The organism is Frondihabitans sp. PhB188, assembly GCF_003752365.1.
In the GTDB taxonomy this organism is placed as follows: Bacteria; Actinomycetota; Actinomycetes; order Actinomycetales; family Microbacteriaceae; genus Frondihabitans.
This window is the reverse complement of record NZ_RJUO01000002.1, coordinates 21,546-45,823: the sequence shown is the minus strand read 5'-3', so window position 1 is coordinate 45,823 and position 24,278 is coordinate 21,546. Positions and strand designations below refer to the sequence as shown.

The 24,278-nt window shown below is 70.7% G+C and carries 20 protein-coding genes and 3 tRNA genes; 19 read left to right on the top strand and 4 right to left on the bottom strand.

The genetic code is table 11. From position 1 onward, the window contains the following. Positions 1-24: 24 nt before the first annotated feature. The 3 genes from EDF46_RS05180 to EDF46_RS05170 all read left to right on the top strand — a co-directional run bounded on the left by EDF46_RS05180 (position 25) and on the right by EDF46_RS05170 (position 3,178). Complete coding sequence (locus EDF46_RS05180; protein ID WP_123505247.1) at positions 25-948, top strand: 1,4-dihydroxy-2-naphthoyl-CoA synthase; 924 nt, start codon at positions 25-27, stop codon at positions 946-948. Between the two features lie 16 nt (positions 949-964). After that, positions 965-2,083 (top strand): AMP-binding protein, encoded by a 1,119-nt coding sequence (locus EDF46_RS05175; RefSeq protein ID WP_123505246.1) that lies wholly within the window; start codon positions 965-967, stop codon positions 2,081-2,083. Between the two features lie 141 nt (positions 2,084-2,224). Continuing rightward, positions 2,225-3,178: a 1,4-dihydroxy-2-naphthoate polyprenyltransferase gene (locus EDF46_RS05170; protein ID WP_123505245.1), complete on the top strand. Its 954-nt coding sequence runs from the start codon at positions 2,225-2,227 to the stop codon at positions 3,176-3,178. Between the two features lie 63 nt (positions 3,179-3,241). Here the strand turns inward: EDF46_RS05170 and EDF46_RS05165 are convergent, their stop codons facing one another. Then, the gene (locus tag EDF46_RS05165) at positions 3,242-3,532 is read right to left on the bottom strand and encodes a DUF4229 domain-containing protein (protein WP_158614155.1); all 291 of its coding nucleotides are present in this window, start codon (positions 3,530-3,532) and stop codon (positions 3,242-3,244) included. A 67-nt stretch (positions 3,533-3,599) separates the two neighbouring features. Between EDF46_RS05165 and EDF46_RS05160 the strand changes: the two genes are divergently transcribed. The 3 genes from EDF46_RS05160 (at position 3,600) to EDF46_RS05150 (ending at position 6,640) form a co-directional block, all read left to right on the top strand. Next, positions 3,600-3,962 carry a PLD nuclease N-terminal domain-containing protein gene (locus EDF46_RS05160; protein ID WP_123505243.1) on the top strand — a complete coding sequence of 121 codons (363 nt, stop codon included), beginning with the start codon at positions 3,600-3,602 and terminating at the stop codon, positions 3,960-3,962. Further along, entirely contained in the window at positions 3,962-5,704 is a 1,743-nt protein-coding gene (gene menD / locus EDF46_RS05155) for a 2-succinyl-5-enolpyruvyl-6-hydroxy-3-cyclohexene-1-carboxylic-acid synthase (RefSeq protein ID WP_123505242.1), read from the top strand. Before EDF46_RS05160 ends, menD begins: the two co-directional genes overlap by 1 nt. An 84-nt stretch (positions 5,705-5,788) precedes the next feature. Then, the gene (locus EDF46_RS05150; protein ID WP_123505241.1) at positions 5,789-6,640 is read left to right on the top strand and encodes a PPK2 family polyphosphate kinase; all 852 of its coding nucleotides are present in this window, start codon (positions 5,789-5,791) and stop codon (positions 6,638-6,640) included. Between the two features lie 41 nt (positions 6,641-6,681). Here the strand turns inward: EDF46_RS05150 and EDF46_RS05145 are convergent, their stop codons facing one another. Further along, the gene (locus EDF46_RS05145) at positions 6,682-7,908 is read right to left on the bottom strand and encodes an isochorismate synthase MenF (RefSeq protein WP_233579883.1); all 1,227 of its coding nucleotides are present in this window, start codon (positions 7,906-7,908) and stop codon (positions 6,682-6,684) included. Positions 7,909-8,030: 122 nt separating this feature from the next. Here EDF46_RS05145 and EDF46_RS05140 point away from each other — a divergent pair, with 122 nt between their 5' ends. The 4 genes from EDF46_RS05140 (at position 8,031) to EDF46_RS05125 (ending at position 12,630) form a co-directional block, all read left to right on the top strand. Continuing rightward, positions 8,031-8,762, top strand: coding sequence for a demethylmenaquinone methyltransferase (locus EDF46_RS05140; RefSeq protein ID WP_199738215.1), 732 nt, complete (start codon positions 8,031-8,033; stop codon positions 8,760-8,762). Positions 8,763-8,783: 21 nt separating this feature from the next. Beyond that, positions 8,784-9,863 (top strand): polyprenyl synthetase family protein, encoded by a 1,080-nt coding sequence (locus tag EDF46_RS05135; RefSeq protein ID WP_123505239.1) that lies wholly within the window; start codon positions 8,784-8,786, stop codon positions 9,861-9,863. Positions 9,864-9,983: 120 nt separating this feature from the next. Next, positions 9,984-11,348, top strand: coding sequence for a pyridine nucleotide-disulfide oxidoreductase (locus EDF46_RS05130; RefSeq protein ID WP_123505238.1), 1,365 nt, complete (start codon positions 9,984-9,986; stop codon positions 11,346-11,348). Between the two features lie 64 nt (positions 11,349-11,412). Then, positions 11,413-12,630 carry a heparan-alpha-glucosaminide N-acetyltransferase domain-containing protein gene (locus EDF46_RS05125; protein ID WP_123505237.1) on the top strand — a complete coding sequence of 406 codons (1,218 nt, stop codon included), beginning with the start codon at positions 11,413-11,415 and terminating at the stop codon, positions 12,628-12,630. A gap of 145 nt (positions 12,631-12,775) precedes the next feature. On the opposite strand, the gene EDF46_RS05120 is transcribed toward EDF46_RS05125, so the two are convergent. Beyond that, positions 12,776-13,264 (bottom strand): YajQ family cyclic di-GMP-binding protein, encoded by a 489-nt coding sequence (locus tag EDF46_RS05120; RefSeq protein WP_123505236.1) that lies wholly within the window; start codon positions 13,262-13,264, stop codon positions 12,776-12,778. 126 nt (positions 13,265-13,390) lie between these two features. Here EDF46_RS05120 and EDF46_RS05115 point away from each other — a divergent pair. The 3 genes from EDF46_RS05115 (at position 13,391) to EDF46_RS17975 (ending at position 16,127) form a co-directional block, all read left to right on the top strand. Beyond that, positions 13,391-13,472: transfer RNA gene (locus tag EDF46_RS05115), tRNA-Tyr, on the top strand. Between the two features lie 108 nt (positions 13,473-13,580). Then, positions 13,581-14,384, top strand: coding sequence for an inositol monophosphatase family protein (locus tag EDF46_RS05110; RefSeq protein WP_123505235.1), 804 nt, complete (start codon positions 13,581-13,583; stop codon positions 14,382-14,384). Positions 14,385-14,657: 273 nt separating this feature from the next. Beyond that, complete coding sequence (locus tag EDF46_RS17975; protein WP_148061147.1) at positions 14,658-16,127, top strand: M23 family metallopeptidase; 1,470 nt, start codon at positions 14,658-14,660, stop codon at positions 16,125-16,127. Between the two features lie 858 nt (positions 16,128-16,985). Here EDF46_RS17975 and EDF46_RS05095 read toward each other — a convergent pair. Next, a complete protein-coding gene (locus EDF46_RS05095) occupies positions 16,986-18,695 on the bottom strand; it encodes a glycoside hydrolase family 13 protein (protein ID WP_123505232.1) in 1,710 nt (569 codons plus the stop codon). A gap of 71 nt (positions 18,696-18,766) precedes the next feature. On the opposite strand from EDF46_RS05095, the gene EDF46_RS05090 reads away from it, so the two are divergent. The 6 genes from EDF46_RS05090 (at position 18,767) to EDF46_RS05065 (ending at position 24,061) form a co-directional block, all read left to right on the top strand. Further along, a complete protein-coding gene (locus tag EDF46_RS05090; RefSeq protein ID WP_233579882.1) occupies positions 18,767-19,753 on the top strand; it encodes an aldo/keto reductase in 987 nt (328 codons plus the stop codon). A gap of 174 nt (positions 19,754-19,927) precedes the next feature. Further along, the gene (locus EDF46_RS05085; protein ID WP_123505231.1) at positions 19,928-20,902 is read left to right on the top strand and encodes an aldo/keto reductase; all 975 of its coding nucleotides are present in this window, start codon (positions 19,928-19,930) and stop codon (positions 20,900-20,902) included. Positions 20,903-21,040: 138 nt separating this feature from the next. Next, positions 21,041-21,112, top strand: a tRNA-Thr gene (locus EDF46_RS05080). 83 nt (positions 21,113-21,195) lie between these two features. Beyond that, positions 21,196-21,269 (top strand) — tRNA-Met (locus tag EDF46_RS05075). 625 nt (positions 21,270-21,894) lie between these two features. After that, positions 21,895-23,097, top strand: coding sequence for a site-specific integrase (locus EDF46_RS05070; RefSeq protein ID WP_123505230.1), 1,203 nt, complete (start codon positions 21,895-21,897; stop codon positions 23,095-23,097). A 121-nt stretch (positions 23,098-23,218) separates the two neighbouring features. Further along, positions 23,219-24,061, top strand: a complete 843-nt coding sequence (locus tag EDF46_RS05065; RefSeq protein WP_123505229.1) for a hypothetical protein — start codon at positions 23,219-23,221, stop codon at positions 24,059-24,061. The last annotated feature ends 217 nt before the right edge of the window (positions 24,062-24,278 follow it).

Sequence of the window (24,278 nt, the reverse complement as noted above, 5' to 3'; positions counted from 1 at the left end):
GGGCCGGTGGCTAGGCTTGCAGCCATGCGCGACACCGTCTCCGACCTGTTCGATCCCCGCGAGTGGAATGAGGTCGAGGGCTTCGCCGGGCCGACGAATGCTGCGTTCACTGACATCACCTACCATCACGACGTCCGCGGCCAGGTCGCCCGGATCGCGTTCGACCGCCCGGAGGTGCGCAACGCCTTCCGGCCGCACACCGTCGACGAGCTCTACCGTGCCCTCGACGACGCCCGCATGAACCCGCGGATCGGAGTGGTGCTCCTCACCGGCAACGGGCCCAGCGCGAAGGACGGCGGCTGGGCGTTCTGCTCGGGCGGCGACCAGCGCATCCGGGGCCGCGACGGCTACAAGTACGAAGGCGACGAGGCTCTCAAGCCCGACCCGGCCCGGAGCGGCCGACTCCACATCCTCGAGGTGCAGCGGTTGATCCGCACGATGCCCAAGGTCGTCATCGCGGTCGTCCCCGGCTGGGCCGCGGGCGGCGGCCACTCGCTGCACGCCGTCGCCGACCTGACGATCGCCAGCCGCGAGCACGGCAGGTTCAAGCAGACCGATGCCGACGTGGGCTCGTTCGACGGCGGCTACGGCAGCGCGTACTACGCGCGGCAGATCGGCCAGAAGCTCGCCCGCGAGGTGTTCTTCCTCGCGCAGGAGTACTCGGCCCAGCGCGCCTACGAGATGGGCGCGGTCAACGCAGTCGTCGACCACGCCGAGCTCGAGGTCGAGGCACTGTCGTGGGCGCGCATCATCATGACGAAGTCGCCGACCTCGATCCGCATGCTGAAGTTCGCCTTCAACGCGGTCGACGACGGCATGGTCGGCCAGCAGGTGTTCGCCGGCGAGGCGACCCGCCTGGCCTACGGCACCGACGAGGCCGTCGAGGGCCGCGACTCCTTCCTGCAGAAGCGCGAGCCCGACTGGTCGCCCTACCCCTGGCAGTACTGATGTCGGGAGGGCAGTGATGCACGGGCTGCGAGCCATCGACGCACGGCGGCCGCGCGAGGTGCTCGAGGGGCTGCGCGACGCGCTGTCGGGCGGCGACGCCGTGAATCCGCGGGTGGATTCCGGAGTTCCTGCGGACCTCCCGACCCAGGTCGAGAAGCGGGTCGCCCTGGTGATCGAGACGAGCGGCTCGACGGGGAAGGCCAAGCGCGTGGCCCTCTCGACCGGCGCCCTGCTCGCCGGAGCGGCCGCCGCCGACTCGGCCCTGAGCGGCCCGGGCCAGTGGGTGCTCGCGCTTCCGGCGCACTACGTCGCAGGCACCAACGTGCTCGTCCGCTCGATCGCCGCCGAGACGGAGCCCGAGCTGCTCGAGCCGGGGCACTTCGATCCGGCCGCGTTCGCCGCTGCCGCACGGCGCCTGACGCATCCCGTCCGCTACACCTCCCTCGTGCCGGCCCAGCTCTCGACGATGCTCGACTCGCCCGACGCCTCTGCGCTCGCGCGATTCGACGCGGTGCTGGTCGGCGGTCAGGCCACCCCGCGATCGCTGCAGGAACGTGCACTCGCCGCCGGAGTCCGCGTCGTCCGCACCTACGGCTCGAGCGAGACGAGCGGAGGCTGCGTGTACGACGGCGTCCCCGTCGGCGCCACTCGAGCGGCCGTGGTCGACGGTCAGCTGGAGCTCAGCGGACCCACCCTCGCCGAGTACTACCTGGGAGATCCCGAGCGGACCGCGGCGGCGTTCGTCGAGCGTGACCGCGTGCGCTGGTACCGCACCGGCGATGCGGGCGTCGTCGACGACGAGGGCGTCGTCACCGTGACCGGCCGGCTCGACGACGTGATCGTCTCGGGCGGTGAGAAGGTCTCGCTCGGCGTCGTGGAGCGGATCGTGCGCGAGCTGCCGGGCCTGGCGGGCGCCGTCGTCGTGCGCGCCCCCCATGCCCGCTGGGGTGAGGTGCCGGTCGTCGTCGCCGTGCCGCCCGTCGCGCTGACCCTGGCCGACCTCCGGACCGCCGTCGCGGACTCCGCTGGTCGCGCCGCGGCCCCCGACCGCATCCTGGTCGTCGACGCTCTCCCGCTGCTGCCGAGCGGCAAGCCCGACCGCGTCGCCCTGGCACGCCTCGCCGCCACGGCCTGAGCCCCGGGGGTTTCGTTCCCGAAGGCTTTCCCTGGGCGTGAATTCACGCGCAGGGAAAGCGTCCCCAGAGCGAACTCCGGCCCCTCGCAGGGCGTGGAGCGAAGTGGCCGACTTCGGAGAGACGCCCGGTAAACTCCCGGGGTGCCACAGACGCGATCGAACAGCAAGAAGAAGACCGGCCGACCGGGCGGACGCCCCGGGAAGGTCGTCGCGCGCAAGGCGACGGCCGGCGACTGGATCTCGGGGGCGCGGCCTCGCACGCTGACCCTGTCGATCGCGCCGGTCGCCCTCGGCAGCGCCGCCGCCGCGGCCGTCAACGACTTCGACTGGCCGCTCGCGCTCCTGTGCCTCATCGTGTCGCTGTTCCTGCAGGTCGGTGTGAACTACGCGAACGACTACTCCGACGGGATCAAGGGCACCGACAAGTTCCGCGTCGGCCCTCCACGCCTGACCGGCGGCGGCGTCGCGAACGCGAAGAGGGTGCGCAACGTCGCCTTCGCCTCGTTCGCCGTCGCGGCCGGTGCGGGCATCGCCATCGTGATCATCACGCAGTTCTGGTGGCTCCTCGCCGTCGGCGCCGCGTGCGTGGTCGCCGCCTGGTTCTACACCGGGGGCCGTCGCCCGTACGGCTACAACGCCATGGGCGAGATCTTCGTCTTCGTGTTCTTCGGCCTCGTGGCGACGTGCGGCACCATGTTCGTCCAGGCGCACGACGTCTCGTACACGGCCGTCGGCTTCGCCGTCATGATCGGCCTGTTCTCGTGCGCGGTGCTGATGGTCAACAACATCCGCGACATCGAGCAGGACCGCCAGGCCGGCAAGCGCACGCTTGCCGTCGTCCTCGGCCAGCGCGGGTCGCGCATCGTCTACGCGCTCTTCCTTCTGGTGCCGTACGTGATCGTGTTCTTCTACACGTACCTCTTCTTCAACGTCGGCTACGTCTACTTCGCTCTGATCCTGACGCTGCCGGCCCTGCTCATCGGCGTCACGGCGAAGACGGCGAGAGAGCTGATCCTGGCGCTCCAGCTGTCGTCGTTCTCTGCGCTGCTGTTCTCGCTGGGCCTCAGCGCCCTGTTCTTCTTCGCGCAGCCGTAGCGCGCACCGGCGCGGCGTCAGGGCGCACCGGCGCGGCGTCAGCGCGCGTCGGTCCGGGACGCCCTACGCGTCTTCGGACGGCGGACCCGACTTGCGCAGCACGGGGCGGCCGCCGAGCAGCTCATCCTCCGCGTCGGCGTCGAGGTCGCGCTCCGGCACCATGCGCCGCTGCGCGATGCCCTCGGCGACACCGGCGCGAAGGCGGCCGAAGAAGATGTACGAGATGAGCAGTGCCAGCACCGCGGCGATTGCGGCGGCGATGTAGACGTTGATCGACGGGATGAACCTCAGCACCACGAAGATGACCGCGAACGTGCCGATGCGGGCGGAGGTGTAGAGGAGCGCTGCTTTCACGCTGGGCAGTCTAAACGAGCTACCTCGGCCGGGCGATCGCACAGTCGGGGCGCCTACCATCGCCCACATGGTCAAGGGTCTGATTGTTCTGATCGTGGCAGCCGCCGCGTTCGTCGTCTACGCCCTCGTCGACTGCCTCTTCACCGAGCATCAGCGGGTGCGCGCACTGCCGAAGCCGGTGTGGGCTCTGATCGTCATCGTGCTCCCCGTCGTCGGCGCCGTGCTGTGGCTGCTGCTCGGCAGAGCCCCGCGCACGCCGCGACGCACCGTCGCCCCCGACGACGATCCGGAGTTCCTGGGCCGCCCGTTCACGGCGGTGAGCGACGAAGACCGTCACGAACTCGACGAGCGCATCCGCCGCCTCGAGCAGGAACTCTCGGAGCCGCCCGCCCGCACGGACGACGACGGGCCGAGTGGCACACTGAAGTAGTGCCGACCCTTCCCGCCCCCTCGGGCAGTCCCGCTACCGATTTCGCCGTCGTGCTCCTCGCCGAGCTGCAGGCCTCGGGCGTCCGAGACGTCGTGCTCAGCCCGGGGTCGCGGTCACAGGCGCTGGCCCTCGCGGCGGCGGAGTTCGAGCGCGCCGGGCGCCTGCGGCTGCACGTCCGGCTCGACGAGCGCTCAGCGGGGTTCCTGGCCCTGGGGCTGGCGATCGAGTCGGGGCAGCCCACCGCCGTCGTCACCACGTCGGGAACCGCCGTCGCGAATCTGCATCCGGCCGTGCTCGAGGCGCATCACTCGGGCGTCCCGCTGATCCTGCTGACGGCCGACCGGCCCGACGAGATGCGCGGGATCGGCTCCAACCAGACCACGCACCAGCCGCGCCTCTTCGGCGAGGCACTCCGCCTGCTGCGCGACGTGCAGGCGCCGTCCGACAGCGGAGTCGACGCGCAGTACGTCCACGAGCTGGCGCGCGAAGCCGTCTCGGCCGCCCTCGGCCGCTCCGGCTCGCCCGACCGTCCCGCTGCACCGGGCCCCGTCCAGCTCAACGTGGCCTTCCGGGAGCCGCTCTCCGCCCCGGCGACCACGCTTCCGACCGAGGCTGCGCCTGCTCCCGGCGCAGGAACTCCGACGACCGCCGCCCTCCCCGGCCGCACCGCCGACCTCCGCGTCGACGAGGTACCCGGCACCGTCGTCGTCGCCGGCCACGCGGCCGGCCCCCGGGCCGAGGAGGCCGCCCGCCTGCTCGGCGCGCCTCTCGTCGCCGAGGTCTCGAGCGGCGCCCGCTTCGGCCCGCACCTCGTGCCGTCGTATCGGCAGCTGCTCGACGATCCCGCGTTCGGCGGCGCCGTGCGCCGCGTCGTCGTCTTCGGGCACCCCACGCTCACCCGCGAGATCCCCGCGCTGCTGAAGCGGGCCGACGTGGAGGTCGTCGTGGTGCGCGGCGGAGTCCCGGAGGCGTACGACCCGAGCCGGTCGGCGACCGTGGTCGACGACGTGCGGATCGAGGGCGACCCCGGCGGTCGGCAGCATCGCGGCTGGGTCGGAAGCTGGGTGCACACCGGTCGGGCGCTGCTGAGCGACGACGACGCGGCGCCCGACCTGGAGGCCGAGCAGTCCGAGTTCCTGCGCTCCGAGGTCGACGTGATCCGGCAGCCGGTGACACGTCGCCACCTGGTCGAAGCGCTCTGGCGCCTGACCTGGCCGCACGACCGGCTGATCCTCGGGGCGTCTCGGCTGATCCGCGAAGCCGACGTCGCCGTGACGGGCAAGAAGATCGCCGTGCACGCGAACCGCGGCCTCGCCGGCATCGACGGCACGATCGCGACGGCCACCGGAATCGCGCTCGCGTCGCAGGCCGGCGGCACCTCGGGAGGCCCTGCGCTCGACTGGGCCGACGGCGCCCGGGGCATCTCGCGCGTGCTCGTCGGCGACCTGACACTGCTGCACGACGCCGGCTCCCTGCTGTTCGGCGAGGGCGAGGCCCGCCCGCGGCTGCAGATCGTCGTGGGCAACGATGGCGGCGGCACGATCTTCGACGGGCTCGAGGTCGCGCAGACCGCGCCCGTCGACGCCATGACGCGCGTGCAGCTCACGCCGCAGCCGGTGTCGTTCGAGCACCTGGCCCGTGCCTACGGCTGGGACTACGTGCGGGCGTCGACCCGCGGCGAGCTCGAGCAGGCGCTCGCCGGGCCGACGGGCACTGTCATCGAGGTGCCGCTGGCGCGGTGAGAACGGCAGAGGCTCCGGGTCTGCAGGCGCTCCGGATCTGCGGGCGCTCCGGATCTGCGGGAGCTCCGGGTCTAAGGTCGAGAAATGGCCAAGACGTGGAGCACCGAACCGTCCGACGCGCTGAAGTTCGCGCGCGGCACCGCCCTCGACAGCATCGACACCGACGCCTCGCCCGGCTTCGGCGGCGACAAGAAGTACGGCCAGCAGTCGCTCGAGTCGGGCCGCGAGCAGCTGTCCGAGCTGCAGGAGAAGCTCTTCGCCGACTCGCGCGCGGCAGGTGGCACGAAGAGTGTGCTGCTCGTGCTCCAGGCGATGGACACCGCCGGCAAGGGCGGCATCGTCCGCCACGTGGTCGGCGCGGTCGACCCGCAGGGCATCAAGCACCACGCCTTCAAGAAGCCCACCGAAGAGGAGCTGGCCCACGACTTCCTCTGGCGGGTGCGCAACGAGCTGCCCGGCGTGGGCATGATCGGCGTCTTCGACCGGTCGCACTACGAAGACGTCCTCGTCGCGCGGGTCCGCTCGCTGGTCTCGACCGACGTGCTCGAGCAGCGCTACGACGAGATCAACGCCTTCGAGAGCGAGCTCGTCGCGAGCGGCACGACCCTGATCAAGGTGATGCTGCACATCTCGTTCGACGAGCAGAAGGCGCGTCTCGCAGAACGGCTCGACCGCCCCGACAAGCACTGGAAGTACAACCCCGGCGACATCGACGAGCGCAACCTCTGGGCCGACTACCAGAGCGCCTACCAGGTGGCCCTCGATCGCACGTCGACCGATCAGGCGCCGTGGTTCGTGGTGCCGGCCGACAAGAAGTGGTACGCGAGGGTCGCCGTCCAGCGGCTCCTCATCACCGCGCTCCGGGCGCAGGAACTCGACTGGCCGCCGGCCGACTTCGACGTCGCCGTCGAGAAGACGCGTCTCGCGGCCTCCTAGCGGGGCGCCGGCTCGGCCCGCCCGGTCAGCGTCGTCGGCGGTCAGCCCAGCGCGTCGGCCATCGGCATGAACTTCATCGTGGTCTCCGCGACCTCGCGACTGGCGACGGACTCGGCGACGATGCCCGCCCCGGCGTAGGCCCGCACGCGGCCGTCGGCGCCGTCGGCCGCTCGCGTCACCTGAGCGCACCGGAGAGCGATCGCCCACTCGCCGTCGCCGTCGGCCCCCACCCAGCCCACGGGGCCGGCGTAGCGGCCGCGGTCGAACGGCTCGAGCCGCGCGATGACGGCCAGGGCGGCGGGGGTGGGAGTTCCTGCGACCGCTGCCGTGGGGTGCAGGGAGTCGATGAGGTCGAGCGCGGACGCGCCGTCGGCCAGGCGCCCCCGGACGTCGGTGGCGAGGTGCCACACGTTCGGCAGCCGGAGCGTGAACGGCCTCTCGGCCGTGGTGACCTCGATCGCGTGGCGCTCGAGCGAGAGCAGGATGCTGCTCAGGGCGAAGGCGTGCTCGTCGAGGTCTTTCTGCGACGTAGCGAGCTCGAGCGCGTTCGCGGCGTCGGAGGCCGCGTCGATGCCGCGGCCCATGCTGCCGGCGAGGACCCGGGCGCTCAGCTCGCCGGACTCGCTGCGGATCAGCGTCTCGGGGCTCGACCCGATGAGCCCGTCGACCGCGAACGTGTAGGTGTCGGGGTAGGCGAACGCGAGGTCGCGCGCCACGCGACGCAGGTCGGCGTCGTCGGGGAGGGCGGCGTCGAGGGGCCTCGCCAGCACGACCTTGCTCAGCTCGCCCGACTCGATCGCGGCGACCGCGTCGTGCACGGCACCGGCGTACGCGGCCGCCGTGAACGCCGGCTCGGCGAACTCGACGTGCACCTCGGCGCCCAGCGACGTGCGCTCGCCGACGTCGGCGCCGTCGACTCGCGTGATCCAGTCGACGCCCGCGCAACGGCCGACGACGACCCGCGGCACGATGAGCACGCTCACGTCGTCGGACTCGTCCGCGAACGCGAAGGACCCGAACGCGACGAGCCCCGTTCCCGCGAGCCGCACCTCGTCGACGACGGTCGCAGCCGCGGCGATCCCTCGCCAGGCCTCGGCCGCCTCCCGCATCCGCGCCTCGCCCCGGAACTCGAGCCGCAGCGCCTCGCCGATGCCGGCGATGCCGTCGCCGCGCCGCACGAAGAGGAGCGGATCGCGAGGGTCGACGTGGGCGAGGAAGGGGGTGATGTCGTCGATCCGGGTGGTCTCGACGTGCAGGGGGTGGCTCACTTCTTCATCGTAACGACCGGGATCGCGGGGCCCTCGGGCAGTTGCGTCCCCTTCACCTGGGTGTTCGTCGTGCATCGCCTGCTCTCGGCCTGGGTGGAGATCGGGCCGGTAGGATTCCCTGCGTGACCAAGGCCGATATGAACAAGCAGCCCAGCGAGGTTGCCTCCATGTTCGATGGGGTGGCCGCGCACTACGACGTGACGAACGACATCCTGTCGGGCGGCAACGCGGTGCTGTGGCGCATCGCCACCGTGAAGGCGATCGGCGCCGAGCCCGGCGAGAAGGTGCTCGACATCGCTGCCGGCACCGGCACGTCGTCGGCCGCCATCGCCAAGGGCGGCGCCACCGTCACGGCTCTCGACTTCTCGGCCGGCATGGTCGCGGTCGGCCGCAAGCGCCAGCCGCACATCGAGTTCATCGAGGGCGATGCCGAGCGGCTGCCGTTCGACGACGGCACCTTCGACGCCGTCACGATCTCGTTCGGCCTGCGCAACGTGAACAAGCCGCGCCAGGCGCTCTCCGAGATGTACCGTGTGCTCAAGCCCGGCGGCCGTGTCGTGATCTGCGAGTTCTCGACCCCGCCCGTCGCCGCCCTGCGCTTCGGCTACCAGGCGTACCTGCGGCACGTGCTGCCCGGAATCGCCAAGGTCACCTCCAGCAACTCGCCCGCCTACACCTACCTCGCCGAGTCGATCGAGAAATGGCCCGAGCAGCAGGTGCTCAGCCAGTGGCTCCGCGGGGCCGGCTTCACCCGTGTCGCCTACCGCAACCTGACCGCAGGGATCGTGGCCCTCCACCGGGGCCACAAGCCCGCCGGCTCGACGAGGCGACCCGCCTCGGCCCCCGACGCCTGAACCACACGCAAAGGTGAACCCGTGAACCCCAGTGCACCTCCGGCTCGTCGGAGCTCGGGCTTGAGCTCGTCGCTCGGCCTCGCTGAGAAGCTCTTCTCGTCGGCCTCCGAGCGCCGCTTCGTCGCGGCCATCGACGCCGGCCTCGAGCGCGTCGAAGACGGCCTGCTCGTCGAGATGGCCTTCGGCGACGACCTCGCCGACGTCACTAGCCGCTACCTGCTCAGTGCCGGCGGCAAGCGCATCCGCCCGACGCTCGCACTGCTCATCTCGCAGCTGGGCGACGGGGCCACCGACGCCGTCGTGTCGGCCGCGCAGGCCGTCGAGATCACGCATCTCGCGTCGCTCTACCACGACGACGTCATGGACGAGGCGACCATGCGCCGCGGCGTCCCGAGCGCCCAGTCGCGCTGGGGCAACAGCGTCGCCATCCTTACCGGCGACCTGCTCTTCGCCCGGGCCTCCACGATCGTCGCCGATCTCGGCGAGGAGGCGATACGGCTCCAGGCGCAGACATTCGAGCGCCTCTGCCTCGGCCAGCTGCACGAGACGATCGGCCCGCGCGAGGGCGACGACCCCATCGCGCACTACCTCGACGTGCTCAGCGACAAGACCGGCTCGCTCATCTCGATGGCGGCCAAGGTCGGCGTCATGTTCTCCGGCGCCCCGCGGGAGTACCTCGGGCCGGTCTCGGCCTTCGGCGAGAAGATCGGCGTCGCGTTCCAGCTCGTCGACGACGTCATCGACCTGTCGCCGCAGAGCGAGGAGACCGGCAAGCGCGCCGGCACCGACCTCCTGGCCGGCGTCGAGACCCTGCCGCTCATGTTCCTGCGCGTCGAGGCCCAGACCGACATCGACTCGTCGGCGCTGCTCAGCGAGATCGAGGCCAACGTGCGCGCCGCGACCGCGGGCGGCGACGTCAGCGAGGCCGACCTCGCCGACACCGTCCGGCAGCTCCGCGAGCACGACGTCACGCGCCGCACCCACGACGAGGCCCGCCGCTGGGCCGACGACGCGGTCGCCGCACTCGCGCCGCTGCCGCAGGGCCCCGTGAAGAAGGCGCTGACCCGCTTCGCGGAGCGCGTCGTCGAGCGCCAGGCCTAGCTCTCCCGACTCAGGCCCTCGTGCCCGGGCTTGTCCGAGCGATTCGCAGCGGCACGCCGAACACACCCTGACCACCTGTCCGAGAACACCCCGAACCGCCCGGAAAAGAACGCAGTACCTATGACGACCTTGCGCCTCGCCATCGTTGGAGCCGGCCCCGCCGGTATCTACGCCGCCGACATCATCCTGAAGGCCGAACGCCAGTTCGACGTCCAGATCGACCTGTTCGAGCAGCTCCCCGCCCCGTACGGCCTCGTCCGCTACGGCGTCGCCCCCGACCACCCGCGCATCAAGGGCATCATCAACGCCCTCCGCGACGTGCTCGACCGCGGCGACATCCGCATCTTCGGCAACGTCCGCTACGGCGTCGACATCTCGCTCGACGACCTGAAGAAGCACTACAACGCCGTTATCTTCTCGACCGGCGCCATCAAGGACGCCGACCTCGACATCCCCGGCATCGACCTCGAGGGCAGCTACGGCGCCGCCGACTTCGTCAGCTGGTTCGACGGCCACCCCGACGTGCCGCGCACCTGGCCGCTGGAGGCCTCCTCGATCGGCGTCGTCGGCGTCGGCAACGTCGCCCTGGACGTCTCGCGCATCCTCGCCAAGCACGCCGACGACCTCCTTCCCACCGAGATCCCCGACAACGTCTACGACGTGCTCAAGGCATCGCCCGTCACCGACGTGCACATCTTCGGCCGCCGCGGTCCGGCCCAGGTGAAGTTCTCGCCGCTCGAGCTCCGCGAGCTGGGCGAGCTCCGCGACGTCGACATGATCGTCTACGACGAGGACTTCGACTACGACGAGGCCTCGAAGAACGCCATCGCCACCAACAAGCAGGTCTTCGTCATCGACAAGGTCCTGAACCAGTGGCGTCAGCGCGAGACCGGCAGCGCGTCGCGCCGTCTCCACCTGCACTTCTACGCCAAGCCCGTGCGAGTCGACGAGGTCGACGGCCGGGTCTCCGGCCTCACCTATGAGCGCACCCGGCCCGACGGCGCAGGCAGCGTCGAGGGCACCGGCGAGTTCCGCACCGTCGAGATGCAGGCGATCTACCGCGCCGTCGGCTACTTCGGCTCGCCCCTCGACGGCATCCCGTTCGACGAGAAGCGCGGCGTCATCCCGAACCACGAGGGCCAGGTGCTCGACGACCACGATCAGATCGTGCCCGGCGTGTACGCCACCGGCTGGATCAAGCGCGGCCCCGTCGGCCTCATCGGCCACACCAAGAGCGACGCGATGGAGACCGTGCAGCACGTGCTGACCGACCAGGCGTCGTGGTGGGCCCCGGCCGACCCGTCGCTCGAGGCGATCCCCGCGTTGCTCGAATCCCGCGGCGTCGCGTTCACCGACCTCGAGGGCTGGCACCGCCTCGACGAGCACGAGATGGCGCTCGGCGCCGGCTTCGAGGGCGAGGTCGAGCGCGTCCGCGTGAAGGTCGTGCCGCGCGACGAGATGGTCACGGTGTCGCGGGCTCAGTAGTCTCGGCGCCCGGGCCTGTGGATGACTTCTGCAGACTCCCGGGCGCCGCCGCTACCGTGGTGGCATGACGCTCACCGCCTCGCGCCCTGCCGCTTCCGGCCCGGGAGCACGCCTCCGCGGCATCGACGCGGCGCGCGGCATCGCCCTGTTCGGCATGTTCGCGGCGCACCTCGTCGACGTCGAGAACCCCGTCGACTGGAGCGAGCCGTCGACCTGGTGGTCGATCGTGGCGGGTCGGTCGTCCGTGCTCTTCGCCGTGCTCGCAGGCGTCTCGCTGGCTCTGACGACGGGGCGCGACAGGCCGGTCCGCGGCGCGGCCCTGACAGTCGCCCGGCGCAGGATCGCCACCCGCGGCGTCCTCATCGCCGTGATCGGCATCCTCCTGATGCTGCTCGAGACTCCCGTGGCGGTCATCCTCGCCACCTACGGCATCCTCTTCGTCGTGCTCCTCCCCGCCCTGTCGTGGTCGCGCGTCGCGCTCCTGACAGTCGCCGGCGGGCTCGCCCTCGTCGCGTTCCCCATCTCGCTCGCGTCGGTGTTCCCGCTCGCCGAGACCGGCGTCATCCTCCAGCAGATCTTCCTGTACTACCCGCTCGCGACCTTCGCCGCCTACCTGCTGCTGGGCCTGGCCGTCGGCCGCTCCGACCTCCGGTCTCCGCGCGTGCTCGGTGCGCTCCTCGGCGGGGGCACGGCGCTGGCCGTGGTCGTCTACTCCGTCGGCGAGGCCGTCACGCCCGGCGGCCTCCTGTTCCACTCGTTCGGCGGTCTGCGTCTCCGTGACTACGTCTTCGCGTCCGAGCCGCACTCCTCGACTCTCGTCGACATGCTGGGCTCGGCCGGCGTGGCCCTCGCCGTCATCGGCGCCTGCGGGCTCCTAGCCCGGGTTCCGCGCAACGCGCCGCTGTTCGTGCTCGCCCGCGTGGGCGCCATGCCGCTCTCGATCTACTCGGCCCACCTCGTCGTCATCGCCTGGCTCTACCACTCCGGGTTCCTCGACGGGCTCACGCCCGCGAGCGAGGGCACCGTCTGGGCCCTCTTCGTGGTCGGAGCCTGCCTCGCCGCCCTCGCCTGGGGCGGGCGTCCGGGGCCGCTCGAGCGTGCCGTCGCCGCCGTCGCGCGTGCCGTCGGCGGGCGCGCGCCGGAGGCCGTGGCACCAGGTGTCCAGGGCGGCGCTCCCGTGCTCGGCGCAGGGTCCTCGTCCGTCAGCGGAGTCGCCGCCGGCGAATCCACGTCGACATCGCCCCGAGACGACTGGGCGCCGCCGAGCGGCCGCCCGCTGTAGGCCCGGCCGCTCTGGGGGATGGCACCACGATCGGGTGGCGAAGGGGTCGGGTGCGACGGGTGCCGGGTGATGAAGGGGGCAGGCGCGGCGGCGGGCGGCGAGTTCCTGCGCCCGGATCGTCGCGCGAAGCGCTGGTCGAGCCCGCCTAGCGGAAGTTGACGAACTGGAGCGAGACGTCGAGGTCGGCGCCCTTGAGGAGCGCCATCGTCGCCTGGAGGTCGTCGCGGCTCTTCGAGGTCACGCGCAGCTCGTCGCCCTGGATCTGGCTCTTGACGCCCTTGGGCCCCTCGTCGCGGATCAGCTTGTTGATCTTCTTCGCGGCCTCTTGGTCGATGCCGTCTTTCATGGAGATCTCGATGCGGTACTCCTTGCCGCTGGCGTACGGGTCGCCGGCGTCGATGCTCTTCAGCGAGATGCCCCGCTTGATGAGCTTCGACTCGTAGACGTCGAGGACGGCCTTGGCGCGCTCCTCGGTGTTCGCCTTGATGAGCACCTTCTCGCCGCTCATGTCGATAGCGGCGCCGACGTTCTTGAAGTCGTAGCGCTGCTCGACCTCCTTGCGCGCCTGGTTGAGCGCGTTGTCGGCCTCCATCTTGTCGACCTTGCTGACCACGTCGAAAGAGCTGTCTGCCATGTCGTCCACCCTAGCGAATGGCGGCGACGGCGGCCTCCGCACGCGCCGTGGTCGAGACCACGGCGCGGAGGCTGTATTGTTGACGGGCGCCTTCGGTTGGTGAATACACTGGTCGAGTGCGCACCTGGCAAGTTACCCAAGCGGCCAAAGGGATCTGACTGTAAATCAGCCGGCGTAGCCTCCGGGGGTTCGAATCCCTCACTTGCCACACGGTGTCCGACGACGACACGGAAAAACACACTGTGTCCCTTCGACGCAGAAGAACGCAGAGACGCCCGGTGCTGAGCACCGGGCGTTTCGCATACCTGGGGGTCGCATGACCACGAACGCCGAGCTTCTCGAGACCGCCCGCTCCATCGCGCGGGAGGCGGGCGAGCTGGCTGCGCGGCGCCGGGCCCAGGGCGTCGAGGTCGCCGCGAGCAAGTCGAGCTCGGTCGACATCGTGACGCACGCCGATCGCGAGGTCGAGGCCCTGATCCGCGCACGGCTCGCAGCAGAGCGACCGGGCGACGGCTTCTACGGCGAGGAGTCCGGCGCGGAGCCGACGCAGACGGGTCTCACCTGGATCGTCGACCCGATCGACGGCACCGTGAACTTTCTCTACGGGATCCCGGCCTACGCCGTCAGCATCGCCGTCGTCGAGGGCGAGCCCGACCCGCTCACGTGGCGGGCTCTGGCCGCGTGCGTGTTCAACCCCGTCGCCGGGGAGGAGTACGTCGCGACCCGCGGCGGCGGCGCCTTTCTGAACAGCGAGCGTCTCGCCGTGTCGAGGCCCGCCGACCTGTCGCAGTCGCTGCTCGCCACCGGCTTCTCGTACGACCCTGTGCGCCGTATCGAGCAGGGCGCGGTCGTCGCCCCCCTCCTCGGCCGCGTCCGCGACATCCGCCGTATCGGGGCCGCGTCCCTCGACCTCTGCAGCGTCGCCGCGGGTCGGCTCGACGCCTACGTCGAGCGCGGCCTCCAGCCGTGGGATCACGCCGCCGGCGTCCTCGTCGCCGGTGAAGCAGGTGCGACGGTGCTCACCCCCGCAGGAGCCCAGGCCAGCCGCGACCTCACCTTCGTCTGCGCCCCCACCGTCGCCGCTGAGCTCGCGGAGGCACTCGCCGACGTCGGGTTCTGAGTGCCGAACCAGAGAGGGCGCAGGAACTCCCCGACACCGCCCGACCCCCCACACTTCGGTATATATCAATATCGGGCCTAGCCATCCGGTTGCGAATTCGCTACCATTGGTCAGGCGTTGCTCGTCCGGGAGGCTTTCCGGGGGCGCACGCTAGGGTGATTCGATCACCGTCGTCCGCGGCCGTCTCTCCGCGGGCAGTTCCCGGCCACAGCCCTGTGCAGCACTTTCTGCGCGGCGCCGAAGCCCGCCCCCGACCCTGAGGACCTACTCGCAGTGACCCAGCCTGACGCCGCCCCCACCGCCCACCGCGGAACCGCAGGCGACGTCGACGGCCCCACCGCGGCCCCCCTCACGCGACGTGCCGCGCGCGCCCGCGAGCGTCAGCTCGAGACGGCGGCGACCCTGGTCGTCGACCCGTCGCTGGCTGGCTCGTCGTCGCTGGCTGGCTCGGCTGCGCTCGCCGGTCCGGCTTCGCTGGCTGGCTCGACGTCGCTGGCCGATCCGACTGCTGTGGCCTCGGCGGCGCTCGGTGCCAATCCGGCTCGGGTCTCGCCGGCCCGCCTGTCTCCCGACGCGATGTCGTCGTCTGCCGTGTCGCCCGCGTCGGCGTCCGTGTCGACTGCTTCGGCGTCGCCAGCTCCGGTGTCGACTGCTTCGGGGTCGCCCGTTTCGACGCCGGCGAGTCCGGCGTCGGTCGCCTGGCCCGCCACACGCACGACGCCGGGCTCGATGGTCACGTCGCACACGTCGACGGGGTCCGGCCCGACGGTCGCGACGCCTGCGGTCGCGACGACCGGTGGCCCGACGGTCGCGACGCGCACCTCGGTGACGGCCGACCCTGTGGCTCGTGAGGCGACCCGTGCTGCCGAAGCCCCGTCGGTCGCAGCACCGGCCGCGGCCTCCGCCCCGGCGACGCGGCGGTCGCTGCGTGCCCAGCCGATGCGTCGAGTTCCTGCGCCCGGTTCCCCTCGTCGCGCACCCGCCGCGGCCCGGCCCGTGGTCTCGACCCGCGGCCGTCGCACCCGCCGCTTCGGGGTCCTCGGCGGCCTCCTCTTCGTCGGGGCCACCGTCGTCGCGACCTCCGTTCCCGCGAACGCCTACTTCGTCGACACCCCCGAGCACGTCGCCGTGAAGCTCGCCGCCGCCGTCGAGGCCGGCACCACCGTCGGCGGGGCCACCTCGTCGACCGCCGGGCAGGGCTACATCGCGTCGGGCACCGTCGTCGGCGCCAGCCTCGGCCGTGACGGCTACTCGGTCAGCGCCCCCAAGGTCACCTCGTCGAGCACCGACACCGGAGCGTTCGCGAACGACTCGACCGCGCCGGTCCAGTGGCCGTTCGCCACGACCTCGCCCATCAGCAGCGGCTTCGGCTCGCGGCAGGTCGCCAACTGCAGCTTCTGCTCCACGTTCCACGAGGGCCTCGACTTCACGCCCGGCGCCGGCACGCCGATCCAGATCATCGCCGACGGCACCGTCTCGAAGGTCGAGCAGGGCGGCGGTGCCCTGGGCTACAACGTGTGGATCGACCACACCATCAACGGCGTCCCGGTCACCAGCGTGTACGCGCACATGGTCGCCGGATCCATCAAGGTCACGCTCGGCGAGAAGGTGAAGGTCGGCCAGCAGGTCGGCAACGTCGGCTCGACCGGCAACAGCACGGGTGCGCACCTGCACTTCGAGATCCACCTCAACGGCGTTCCGGTCGACCCGTACCCCTGGCTCGTAGCCAACGCCGGAGCGTAGCGCCTCGCCTGCTGCGGCCGCGCGCGGCGCCGCCGAACGTCGGCCCCGCCCCGCCTCGTACCCGCCAATCGGGCGGCTCGGCCCGCGGGTTCGGTTCGGCCCCTCCGGGTCGGCGGAGACCCGCCGATGCGGCTCACGCCTGCCGATCCGGCGAGCTCCCTCCGAGGCGGCGACGTAGCCCCGCCGAATCGGCGCGTTCCCGCCGAACGGCAGGCGGGTTCGTGCCGATTCGGCGGGGGCGAGGCGGTGGCGGCCGGCTCGGCCCGCGGGTTCGGTTCGGCCCCGCCGGGTCGGCGAAGACGCGCCGATGCGGCTCACGCAGGCCGATCCGGCGCGCTCCCGCCGAGTCGGCGATGTAGCCCCGCCGAATCGGCGCGTTCCCGCCGAACGGCCGGCGGGTTCGTGCCGATTCGGCGGGGGCGAGGCGGTGGCGGGCGGCTCGGCCCGCGGGCTCGGTTCGGCCCCGCCGGGTCGGTGAAGACCCGCCGATGCGGCTCACGCCTGCCGATCCGGCGCGCTCCCTCCGAGGCGGCGACGTAGCCCCGCCGATTCGGCTCGCTCCCGCCGAACGGCAGGCGGTTTCGTGCCGATCCGGCGGGGGCGAGGTGGTGGCGGGCGGCTCGGCCCGCGGGCTCGGTTCGGCCCCGCCGGGTCGGTGAAGACCCGCCGATGCGGCTCACGCAGGCCGATCCGGCGCGCTCCCGCCGAGTCGGCGACGTAGCCCCGCCGAATCGGCTCGCTCCCGCTGAAGGTCCGGCGGCTTCGTACCGATTCGGCGGGGGTGACGCACGCGCAGCCACCCACACCATGCCGCACCGACAACGCCGCGGATCACCCCACCCAGCGCCGCGACCGCGATCAGGCCGAGCGGACCCAGACGGTCGCGTCGCCCGGCAGCGCCGGGCCGTCGAGCTCCACGGTCGCCAGCAGCTCGTCGCCGATCGGCAGCTCGACCGGCACCGTGCCGGTATTCGCGATGACGGTCACGACGCCGTTGCGGAACGCGACCACGTCGGCTCCGTATCCGTCGAGCCACTCGACCGAACCGGAACCCAGGTCGAACTCGGCCCGGAGCGCGAGCGCCAGGCGGTAGAGCTCGAGCGTCGACGCCGGCTTGCCGGTCTGCGAGTCGCGGGCGTAGGGCGCCCAGTCATCGGGTTGCGGCAGCCACGACTCGCCGCTGGTGTTGAAGCCGTAGGCGGGGGAAGCGGCCTCCCACGGGATGGGCACGCGGCAGCCGTCGCGGCCGTACCTCTCGCCGTTCGTGCGGAACCAGGTGGGGTCCTGGCGGGCCTCGTCGGGCAGGTCGATGGCCTCGGGCAGGCCGAGCTCCTCGCCCTGGTAGAGATAGGCCGAGCCGGGAAGGGCGAGCATGACGGCGCTGGCGGCGCGGGCTCGGGCCAGGCCGACCGCGCGGTCGGGGAGGCCCGGGCTCCTGGGGCCGATTCCTGCGCCCTGGGGGTTGTCGGCGGTCAGCCCGAGGCGGGAGGCGTGGCGGACGACGTCGTGGTTCGACAGCACCCACGTGCTCGGCGCGCCGACGCTGGAGAACACCTCGAGGGAGGCGTCGATGACGCGCTTGATCGACGGGGCCGACCAGCCGCTCTCGAGGTAGGTGAAGTTGAAGGCCTGGTGCATCTCGTCGGGGCGCACCCAGTTGGCGAGCTTCGAGAGCGGCTCGACCCACGCCTCGGCGACGAGGATCCGGTCGCCCGCGTACGTGTCGAGCAGCGCGCGCCAGGAGCGGTAGATCTCGTGGACGCCATCCTGCGCCCAGTACGGCGGCGTCGCGCCCTCTTCGAGCCCGCCGCCCATGCTGCCGCTGTCGGCGGGCGGGGTGTAGTCGGGCAGACCGGGCTTCTTGATCATGCCGTGGGCGACGTCGACCCGGAATCCGTCGACTCCGCGGTCGAGCCAGAAGCGCAGGATGTCGAGGAACTGCTCGCGCACCCACGGGTTCTGCCAGTCGAAGTCGGGTTGCGACGAGTCGAAGAGGTGGAGGTACCACTGGCCGGGCGTGCCGTCGGCCTCGGTGATGCGGGTCCAGGCCTCGCCGCCGAAGACCGACTGCCAGTTGTTCGGCGGCAGCTCGCCGTCGGCGCCCGTGCCGTCGCGGAACAGGTAGCGAGCCCGCTCGGTCGAGCCGGGCCCGGCGGCGAGGGCCTCCTGGAACCAGCGGTGATCGCTCGACGAGTGGTTGGGGACGAGGTCGACCACGAGGCGCAGTCCGAGCTCGGTGGCCTTTGCGCGGAGGGCGTCGAAGTCGGCGAGGGTGCCGAACCGCGGGTCGACGTCGCAGTAGTCGGCGACGTCGTAGCCGGCGTCGCGCTGCGGCGACGTGTAGAACGGCGACAGCCAGACGGCGTCGACGCCGAGATCGGCGAGGGCCGAGAGGCGTGAGGTGATGCCGGGGAGATCGCCCATGCCGTCGCCGTCGCTGTCGGCGAACGAGCGCGGGTACACCTGATAGATGACGGCTGTGCGCCACCACTCCGATCCCGTGTCGGCGGCGATCAGCTCGGAGGGGGAGATGTCTGAGGCGGGCACGGTGGACTCGTCGAGAGGCATGGGTGCCACGATACGACAGGCGTGCTCTGCTTTCCGTCTCCCTTGCCAGGCGGCCGATCTGATCGGTTAAGGTGGAGTATCCGACGTCGATTGGCCTTGACCTGAACATCTTCACCGACACTGAGACCGCCACCGGTTCCGCGTTCCCTCTCGCGCTCGGCACGAACGTCTTCGGGTGGACCGTCGGGGCTCCGACGGCGCTCGAGATCCTCGACGTGTTCGCGGCCGACGGCGGCCGGGTCATCGACACCGCCGACGTCTACTCCGCGTGGCTCCCGGGCAATTCGGGCGGCGAGTCCGAGGCCATCATCGGCCGGTGGCTGGCACGCCCCGGCAACCGCGACCGCGTGCTCGTCAGCACCAAGGTGGGCCAGCACCCCGACGCGCCCGGCCTCACGCGCGACAGCATCCGCCGGGGTGTCGAGGCGTCGCTGACCCGCCTCCGCACCGATCGCATCGACCTCTACTTCGCGCACTACGACGACGACGAGACGCCGCTGGAGGAGACCGTCGGCGCGCTCAGCGAGCTGGTCGACGAGGGCAAGATCCGGTATCCGGCCGCCTCGAACTACACGGGCGCGCGGCTCCGGCAGGCACTCGCGATCGCCGACCGCGACGGGCTGCACCCCTTCAGGGCGATCCAGTCGGCGTACAACCTCGTGCGGCGCGACGACTACGAGCGCGACGTCGCCCCGATCGTCGACCACTTCGGCCTCGCAGTGCTTCCGCACTCGGCGCTGGCGAGCGGATTCCTCACGGGCAAGTACCGCAACGGCGTCGACGACGGCGAGTCGCCCCGCGGCGGTCGTGCGCTGAGCTACCTCACCCCCGAGAACGTCGCCACGGTCGACGTCGTCATGGAGATCGCCGAACGCCACGGCGTCGTGCCGGGCGCCGTCGCCATCAAGTGGCTGGCCTCTCGCGACGGCGTGATCGGCGCCCTCTCCAGCGCCCGCTCGACTCTCCAGCTCGAGGGTCTGCTCGCGGCCTCCAGCCTCGATCTCTCGGCGCAGGAACTCGGGGCCCTCACGGCAATCTCGGAGCCCCCGGCCGCGTAGGCGCCGTCCGGCCCCTCCCGGCTCCCGCCCCGTGCGGTGACCGTCTGCGCCGTCGAGCAGGAGCTCCAGGCTGTGCGCGACCCGATGATGCCCCTCGCCGAATGTGTCGCCGCTCGGAATGCGGGGCGTCGAACGGTGTTGTCTTCAGGAGACATCTCGACAGAAGGAGCTCACATGACGGACGCACCTCGTATCGCACTCGGCGAAAGCGACCTCCGGGTCTTCCCCCTCAATCTCGGCGGCAACGTCTTCGGCTGGACGGCCGACGAAGAGACGTCGTTCGGCGTCCTCGACGCGTACGTCGCGGCCGGCGGCAACTTCATCGACACGGCTGACGTCTACTCGGCGTGGGTCCCTGGCAACGCCGGTGGCGAGTCGGAGTCGATCATCGGCCGCTGGATGGCGTCGCGCGGCAACCGCGCCGACATCGTGATCGCTACCAAGGTCGGCATGCTGGAGGGCTTCCAGGGCACCTCGCGCGACATCGTGCGCAAGGCCGTCGATGCATCTCTGCAGCGCCTCGGCACCGACTACATCGACCTCTACTACGCGCACCAGGACTTCACCGACCGCCCGGTCGAGGAGGCCGTCGAGGCTCTCGACGAGCAGGTGCAACTCGGCAAGGTCCGCGCCATCGGCGCCTCCAACTTCACCGGCCAGCGCCTCGAGCAGGCCCTGCGCTTCAGCGAGTCCGAGAACATCTCGAAGTATGCCGCGATCCAGAACAAGTACAGCCTCGTCGAGCGCGACGACGTCGAGGGAAGCGAGGGCGGCCCGACGGTCGCCGACGTGGCGCTCGCCGAGACCGTGTCGGTCATGCCGTACTTCTCGCTCGCCAGCGGATTCCTCACGGGCAAGTACCGCGACGGCGTGACCGTCGACAGCCAGCGCGCCAGCGGCGCCGGCGCGTACCTCGACGACCGTGGCCGCCGCGTGCTCGGGGTCCTCGACGAGGTGGCCGGAGCCCACTCGACCTCGGTCGCCACCGTGGCGCTCGCGTGGCTGCTCGCCCAGCCGTCGGTCGGCACGCCGATCGCGTCGGCCCGGACCGTCGAGCAGCTGCCCGACCTCGTCGCGGCCGCGACGCTGACGCTCGCCGACGACGAGGTCGCCGCCCTGTCGGCGGCGTCGTCGACCGTCTCGGCGTAGCCCGCATCGCGAGGGTGTCGGGGCGACCCGGCACCCTCCGTGCTGTCGGCGTCGTCTCGTGTCACGAGGCGCCTCGAAGTCCTGCTATTCTCGTGTGGTGCCAATCGCGGCCTGAAACACTGACGGCGCGACGGCTACGCCCCCTTAGCTCATTGGTAGAGCACTTCCTTGGTAAGGAAGAGGTAGTGGGTCCGATTCCCACAGGGGGCTCGTCCCTCTGAACGACACTGAACAACCGCTCGCGCGGACTCAGTCGAGATGCGGAGGCACAGGCCGGCCTAGTCGGCTGGTGCGGCGGGGTAGCTCAGGTGGTTAGAGCACACGGCTCATAATCGTGGTGTCGCGGGTTCGAGTCCCGCTCCCGCTACAGCTAAGACCCTCTGACCTGGCTTTTATTCGGGCAGAGGGTCTTTTTTATTCCAACCCCATTGCCTATATCGCTCAGAACTACGCTCAAGCTGTCGCCCTCCATCTGTAGCTTCGATCGACGCTCGTTTCAGTCTGCCTTGCACAGTCTTTGAAACACTGCGGATGGTTGCCCTGCAAGAAGCCGGCGCTACATCGGCTCAGCAGGCACAGATCTTGGAACGGGCGGTCACCTCCCCCCCCCTGCCAAGGAGGTGACCAACGCAGCTCATATTTCGGGTTGCCGTCTTGGACACCAGGGGAGGATGAGCAGAGGCACTTTGTCGACTCCGTCCGGCTAAAAGATCATGCCCAGGGGTCCAACGCCGACTGCCTTTCCACTCGACTGCCAAGTCGCGTCCGTGGGTTCGTCCTCAGGTACGCGGAACATAAAGCCATGGCTGCAGGGCGGATCCACCAAAAGACATTCTCAATGACGCATCGCTCGCCGACTGTCGCGTCACTCCGGCCGGTCATGTCCCTGACTCGGTAGCACCTGGTAAGCGCCATTACCCGTGTTGACCCCGGTACGCTTCATCTGAGGTCAAAACGGGCTCCATCGGGCCCGAGGTGGTGAGGGAGATGCTATGAGTAGCGGATACGGGCCGGGTATGGGTGCGTCGACGCCGGCCGTCGTTGTGGTGCCCTCGGGCGCCGGCCCGCAGTCTCGGGCCGTTCCTGTCGGGGGAGAGGCTGCCGCCCGCGAGCTGACGACAGCGGCGGCGGTGTTTCAGCGGGCCGCCCTGTCTTCGGGGACGCGGCGCTCGTATGAGTCGGATGTGCGGATGTTCTGCCGGTGGCTGGCCGGCTACACCGAGAAGGAACCCATCCCGGACTCTCTCGTCGAGGAGCAGCTGTCGTTCCCTCGGTCGGCGAAGGAAGTGGCGGAGTACCTGTCCGAGAAAGCGCTCCAACGCACCGTGGAGGACACTCCGCGGTATTCGACGGCGTCGATTGGTCGCTGGGTGGCGGCGATCGCGTGGGCCCACCATGAGCGGGGGTTCCGGAATCCGTGCGCTGACCGGCGGGTCACGGACACGCTGAACGGGATCCGTCGCAGCACCCACCGTCCCACGAAGCGTGCTTCGCCGTTGTTGGTGGCGGATCTGCGGAAAACCGTGTTGGCGGTTGACGTCACCTCGTACCCGGCGGGGGTGAAGGGCACCCGCGATATTGCCCTCCTCGTTTTCGGGTTTGCGGGAGCTTTCCGTCGCACGGAATTGTCCGAACTCCTCGTGGGAGATGTGTTCTTGCATGCTGAGGACGGTTTGCATGTGCGGGTGCGGTCCTCGAAGACGGATCAGGAGGGTCGGGGGCAGGTGAAGGCGTTGCCGTATGGGGCGAACTCGGCGACGTGTCCGCCGTGTGCGTTCCGCCGCTGGTACCGGCTCCTCCAAGCCCAGGACGAAGGACGGCCGGAGGTCATGCGCTCCCTTCGCGGCCAGGACCTCGCGATTCACGTCTGCCAGGACCTGTGGACGGGTGGCCTGCCGGGGCGGGCGCCGCTGTTTCGGGCGATGGCGAAAACTGGCACGATCAGGGCAACCGCGGTGTTGGGGGATGCGATCGGGCGGATGGTGACGGAGCGTGCTCACGCTGCGGGGATTCCGGCGGGAAGCATCACCGGGCACTCGCTGCGAGCAGGTTTCGTAACGCAGGCAATTAGGGCGGGAGCTACAGATCACCAGATCATGCGGCAGACCGGACACAAAAACCCGGCCACCGTGCACGTGTATGCGCGGGAAAATGCGCCGTTGGAGCAGAACGCCGTCATCACGCTCGGCCTCTAACCGGACACCGCGGATGATCACCACAGGCCACATCGGAAGCCAAGACTCAAGAGCCCACCGGCCGGACCCGAGTAAGTCGTGGGCGTGGGGGTTGTTTTCGGACTGGTGTGAGTCGTGGGGTGTGGAGGCGTTGCCGGCGTCCCGGGACACCCTTGCCGGGTTCCTGGACGCGTTCCCTGCCGCCTGGGCCACCCAGGTGGGCCGGCTCCAGGTGATCCTCGCCGTCCACGCCCAGGCCGGTATCGAGATCGATGCGCCCCGACTGACCGGGCACCCCGACTCCCTGTGGACGGCGCGGCCCGGTCTCCTGGACCCGCAGGAGGCGTTGATGCAGCTGCCCCGGTACCGATTCCCAGTAGGCCTCGTGGGTAGGCGGGACGGGTTCCTCATCGTCCTCACCGGGACCCTCGGATTCACCCGCAACCAGGCCCGCACGGTCACCCCGAACGACATCAGCATCTACCCCGGCCACGCCAGCATCCGTGGCCATGTCGTTCCGGCTGCGGATGTTCCGGGGGAGTGCCCGCGGTGCGCGGTGGCCGCCTGGTTGATGGTGATCGCCCCGCATTACGAACGCCTCCGCGGCTCCTACCTGCCGCTGCTGGACCCCACCACCGCGGACCCGCCCGTGCACGGCTGCCAGGACAAAGTGGGGGTGTTGTGGCGCGCGGGGGTCGCGTTGTTGCCATCGATCGACCAGACCGGCGCCGTCGGGACCGGCAGGCCGATCAGCGTCCGGACAATCACGACCATCATCAGCCACCGCCGCACCCCCACCGGACAGACAGAGAAACTAGGTCCACTGCTAGCTCCGGTGGGTCGGTACCGCAACGCCACCTCTCACGAGCTGGTCGCCGCACAGGATGATGTCCTCGACCAGATTGACTCGGCGAACGCGTACCTCGAGAATCTCCTGGCTGAAGCGCACCTGCTGAAAGAGCGCACCGTCTGGCCCGAAGAATGACTTCGGTTCGCGACGTGTCGGGGGTTAGTTGGTGAGGGTTTCGGGGTCGGGCAGAAATGATCTTGTCGGCGATGGTAGTGGCCCAGGTCTGGCAGCAATCAAAGACGCGTTTCACACCGAGGTGGTACTGGAATAGGAACGGTCAACGCTACGAGCCTGCCGAGGTGGGGCGGTGTTCTGCATCCGCCTGCTGTGCGGCGGCCTGTTATTCGTTCGA

Bases quoted from the DNA above. Each gene is read 5' to 3' on its own strand.
- EDF46_RS05180 (WP_123505247.1), top strand. From the start codon at position 25: ATGCGCGACACCGTCTCCGACCTGTTCGATCCCCGCGAGTGGAATGAG.
- EDF46_RS05175 (WP_123505246.1), top strand. From the start codon at position 965: ATGCACGGGCTGCGAGCCATCGACGCACGGCGGCCGCGCGAGGTGCTC.
- EDF46_RS05160 (WP_123505243.1), top strand. From the start codon at position 3,600: ATGGTCAAGGGTCTGATTGTTCTGATCGTGGCAGCCGCCGCGTTCGTC.
- EDF46_RS05150 (WP_123505241.1), top strand. From the start codon at position 5,789: ATGGCCAAGACGTGGAGCACCGAACCGTCCGACGCGCTGAAGTTCGCG.
- EDF46_RS05130 (WP_123505238.1), top strand. From the start codon at position 9,984: ATGACGACCTTGCGCCTCGCCATCGTTGGAGCCGGCCCCGCCGGTATC.
- EDF46_RS05125 (WP_123505237.1), top strand. From the start codon at position 11,413: ATGACGCTCACCGCCTCGCGCCCTGCCGCTTCCGGCCCGGGAGCACGC.
- EDF46_RS05120 (WP_123505236.1), bottom strand. From the start codon at position 13,264: ATGGCAGACAGCTCTTTCGACGTGGTCAGCAAGGTCGACAAGATGGAG.
- EDF46_RS05110 (WP_123505235.1), top strand. From the start codon at position 13,581: ATGACCACGAACGCCGAGCTTCTCGAGACCGCCCGCTCCATCGCGCGG.
- EDF46_RS05095 (WP_123505232.1), bottom strand. From the start codon at position 18,695: ATGCCTCTCGACGAGTCCACCGTGCCCGCCTCAGACATCTCCCCCTCC.
- EDF46_RS05085 (WP_123505231.1), top strand. From the start codon at position 19,928: ATGACGGACGCACCTCGTATCGCACTCGGCGAAAGCGACCTCCGGGTC.
- EDF46_RS05070 (WP_123505230.1), top strand. From the start codon at position 21,895: ATGAGTAGCGGATACGGGCCGGGTATGGGTGCGTCGACGCCGGCCGTC.